General features: G+C 59.7%; 3 protein-coding genes. All 3 read right to left on the reverse strand.

From position 1 onward, the window contains the following. Positions 1 to 390: 390 nt before the first annotated feature. Complete coding sequence (locus tag ACTM86_RS08845) at positions 391 to 1,878, reverse strand: YfcC family protein (RefSeq protein WP_441016663.1); 1,488 nt, start codon at positions 1,876 to 1,878, stop codon at positions 391 to 393. A gap of 138 nt (positions 1,879 to 2,016) precedes the next feature. After that, complete coding sequence (gene argF, locus ACTM86_RS08850) at positions 2,017 to 3,012, reverse strand: ornithine carbamoyltransferase (RefSeq protein WP_154515223.1); 996 nt, start codon at positions 3,010 to 3,012, stop codon at positions 2,017 to 2,019. Positions 3,013 to 3,117: 105 nt separating this feature from the next. Beyond that, positions 3,118 to 3,227: arginine deiminase family protein (locus tag ACTM86_RS08855; protein WP_148332920.1), on the reverse strand; the 110-nt coding region annotated here is incomplete at its 5' end.

The following is a 3,227-nucleotide window of genomic DNA, read 5'->3' on the forward strand; positions in this document are numbered from 1 at the left end:
CTTGGGTCTCGTGGGCTCGGAGATGTGTATAAGAGACAGCCCACATAAAGGGTAGTCAAAAAAGCCCCGTCCCAAATTAGCTGCCCCAAACGCACTTCCCCTGCACCAGCAATGGCAACATCGCAGGTTGAGCATAAGTCAGCGAAAGACCGCCAGAGCGAGCAAGGTGACGTGAAAGAGGAGGGCATAGGCCTTTTGGTCATGCCTTGCCTTTTGAATGACAAATTGTCGTTCTGGGCGGCGCGCAACATAAGAGCGCCCCCTCCCGCGCACGGAACGGGAGGGGGCTAAAGGTAGGAGTCTACCGGTGGGTTGACCCCACCGGACAGACGATGACCAAGTGATCCTCTACAGGATCGTCAAGGTTTCCGTGGGGCACCCGTTGGGTACTTAGATCAACACGCAGGCGACGGTCAGGATGATGGCGCAGACGACGGAGAGAACGACGATGAGCTTAAGGGCAAACTTGAGCCAGGTCGTCCACTCGATCTTGGCCAGGGCGAGACCGCCCATGATGGCACCGGAGGTCGGGGTGAACAGGTTCACGACACCGATGGCGGCGGAGAAGATCATGACCATGACCTCGGGCGAGAAGCCGAGCTTAACAGCCAGCGGTCCCATGATGGGCATGGAGACGGTAGCCATACCAGAGGTCGACGGGATCAGGAAGGACAGGCCGAAGTAGACCAGGAAGCTCATGGGAGCGAAGATCACGCCGGACAGACCAGCCAGGGCACTGGCGGCAGCGTCGAGGACGTAGACGTCGAGACCGGTGTTGGCCATGAGGACGGAGATGCCACGGGCGAGGGCGATGACGAGAACAACGGACATCATGTCGGCGGCACCGGTGATGAAGGTGTTAACGATCTGCTTCTCGGACAGGCCACCGATGATACCGATCAGGATAGCCATGAGGAAGAACCAGGTGGAAGCCTCGTCGAAGTACCACTGGCCAATGGGCAGGCCGGTGATCAGGGCAGACCAGCCCTGGACGACGGTGTTACCGTCGGCATCGTAGACAGCGCCAGCGTCAAAGAAGTTGGCGACGCCCTCGTTGAGGTCGGCCAGCGGAATGAAGCCGACGATCATGACGACGAAGGTGAAGGCAAAGGCGATCAGAACACCCTTCTGACGACCGGTGAGCTTGACCTCCCTGTTAACCTCGGAAGCAGCCTTGCCGTGAGCCTCTTCGGCGTCCTTGAGCTCCTGCATCGACAGGATGGTGGAACCCTTGTCAGCCTTGACCTTCTTGGCATAGCCCATGACGAAGAAGATGGAAATGGCCGTGGTAACAATCCACAGGACGGCACCGAGGCCGATGATGATGGACTGGTTGACCTCAATGCCAACGCCGGTCAGAGCGTCGACGGCAGCGCCGACGGCGAACGGGTTAACCGTGGAGCCCAGGCAGCCGCAGCCAGCGCCGAGCAGGACGGTAGCAGCGCCGACCATGGGGTCGAAGCCGGCAGCCATCATGGTAGCGGCGAGCAGGGCGTAGAAGGGAACGGTCTCCTCGCACATACCATAGGTGGTACCACCGAGGGAGAAGATGAGCATAAGGACAGGAACGAGCATGATCTCGTTGCCCTTAAGCTTCTGCACCAGAACGGCGATGCCGTTGTCCAGGGCGCCAGTCTCGGTCATCATACCGAGGAAGCCACCGAGGATCATAACGAAGAGGCAGACGGGCAGAGCGTCAGCGAAGCCCAGGATCGGGGCGGTGCAGAAATCGCTCAGACGGGCTGCAGTAACAGCGCCGCCGGACGTGCCGGAGACGATAACGGTAATCACTGCAACAATTGCCAGCAGAGCTAGAAGAATGGTGAACGATGAAGGCATACCGCGCTTTTTCTTAGCGGTCTCAGTCATGGTTCTCATCCCCCCTTCATAAATCATTTAACTTTCTCGCGCGAAGCGGATCTTCCGTGCCGTGCCCACCGCCCGACGCAAGATATTTACCAGACAAACCGCTCGGGGTGTGCAGCAATACACCCCGAGCGAAATGCTTAAAGGCTCTTACTTGAGCGTTGCGTACATGACAGCCTTGATGGTGTGCATGCGGTTCTCGGCCTCGTCGAAAACCTTGGAAGCGGGGCTCTCGAAGACCTCGTCGGTGACCTCCTGCTCGGTAATGCCGAACTGCTCGCACTTCTCGGCGCCAATCGTGGTGTTGGTGTCGTGGAAGCTGGGCAGGCAGTGCAGGAAGATGGCACCCGGGTTGGCCATAGCCATGACCTCGGAGGTGACACGATACGGGGTGAGCTGAGCGATGCGCTCGGCCCAGACCTCGTCAGGCTCGCCCATGGAGACCCACACGTCGGTGTAGATAACGTCGGCACCGGTGACGCCGTCCTTGACGTCGGTGGTCAGCTTGATGGTGCAGTCGTTAGCCTCGGCGATGGGCTTGCAGGCCTCGATGACGTCGTCAGCGGGCATGCACTCCTCGGGGCCACAGGCCACGAAATTCATGCCGAGCTTGGAGCAGACAACCATGAGGGAGCGAGCAACGTTGTTCTTGCAGTCGCCCATGAAGACGAGGGTCTTGCCCTTGATGTCGTAGTTGAAGTTCTCCTGGACGGTCAGGATGTCGGCGAGCATCTGGGTGGGATGCCACTCAGTGGTCAGGCCGTTCCACACGGGCACGCCGGACTTAGCGGCGAGCTCCTCGACGTCGTCCTGGGCAAAACCACGGAACTCGATGCCGTCATACATGCGGCCGAGAACGCGGGCGGTGTCCTCGATGGACTCCTTCTTGCCCATCTGCGACGAACCCGGATCGAGGTAGGTGACGCCCATGCCCAGATCCATGCCGCCGACCTCGAAGGCGCAGCGGGTGCGAGTGGAGGTCTTCTGGAAGAGCAGAACGATGTTCTTGCCCTCGAGATAGCGGTGCGGAACGCCAGCGCGCTTCATGTCCTTGAAGTTCTTGGAGAGCTTGAGCAGGTACTCGATCTCCTCAGTGGTGAGGTCGAGGAGCTTGAGGAAGCTACGGCCGGAGAGGTTAACACCCATGGTTCGTTTCCTTTCGAAAAATGAATTACGCAAGTAATTAGTGTTGCCCGTTTGACGGGCGAAACCGGTGCGGTTGTAGGGGGACCGCACCGGAAACGGAAAGACTTAGAGGTCCTCGCGCCAGAAGGGCATGCTCATGCAGCGCGGGCCGCCACGGCCGCGGGAGAGCTCGGCGGAGGGCACGACGAGAAGGTCCAGGCCCTCCTTGTACAGCA

The sequence above is a fragment of the Collinsella sp. HCP3S3_E11 genome (assembly GCF_052067375.1).
Classification (GTDB): domain Bacteria; phylum Actinomycetota; class Coriobacteriia; order Coriobacteriales; family Coriobacteriaceae; genus Collinsella.

What these genes read in the sequence shown, in the direction of transcription:
- ACTM86_RS08845 (WP_441016663.1), bottom strand. Translation starts at nt 1,878, where the DNA reads ATGAGAACCATGACTGAGACCGCTAAGAAAAAGCGCGGTATGCCTTCA.
- argF (WP_154515223.1), bottom strand. Translation starts at nt 3,012, where the DNA reads ATGGGTGTTAACCTCTCCGGCCGTAGCTTCCTCAAGCTCCTCGACCTC.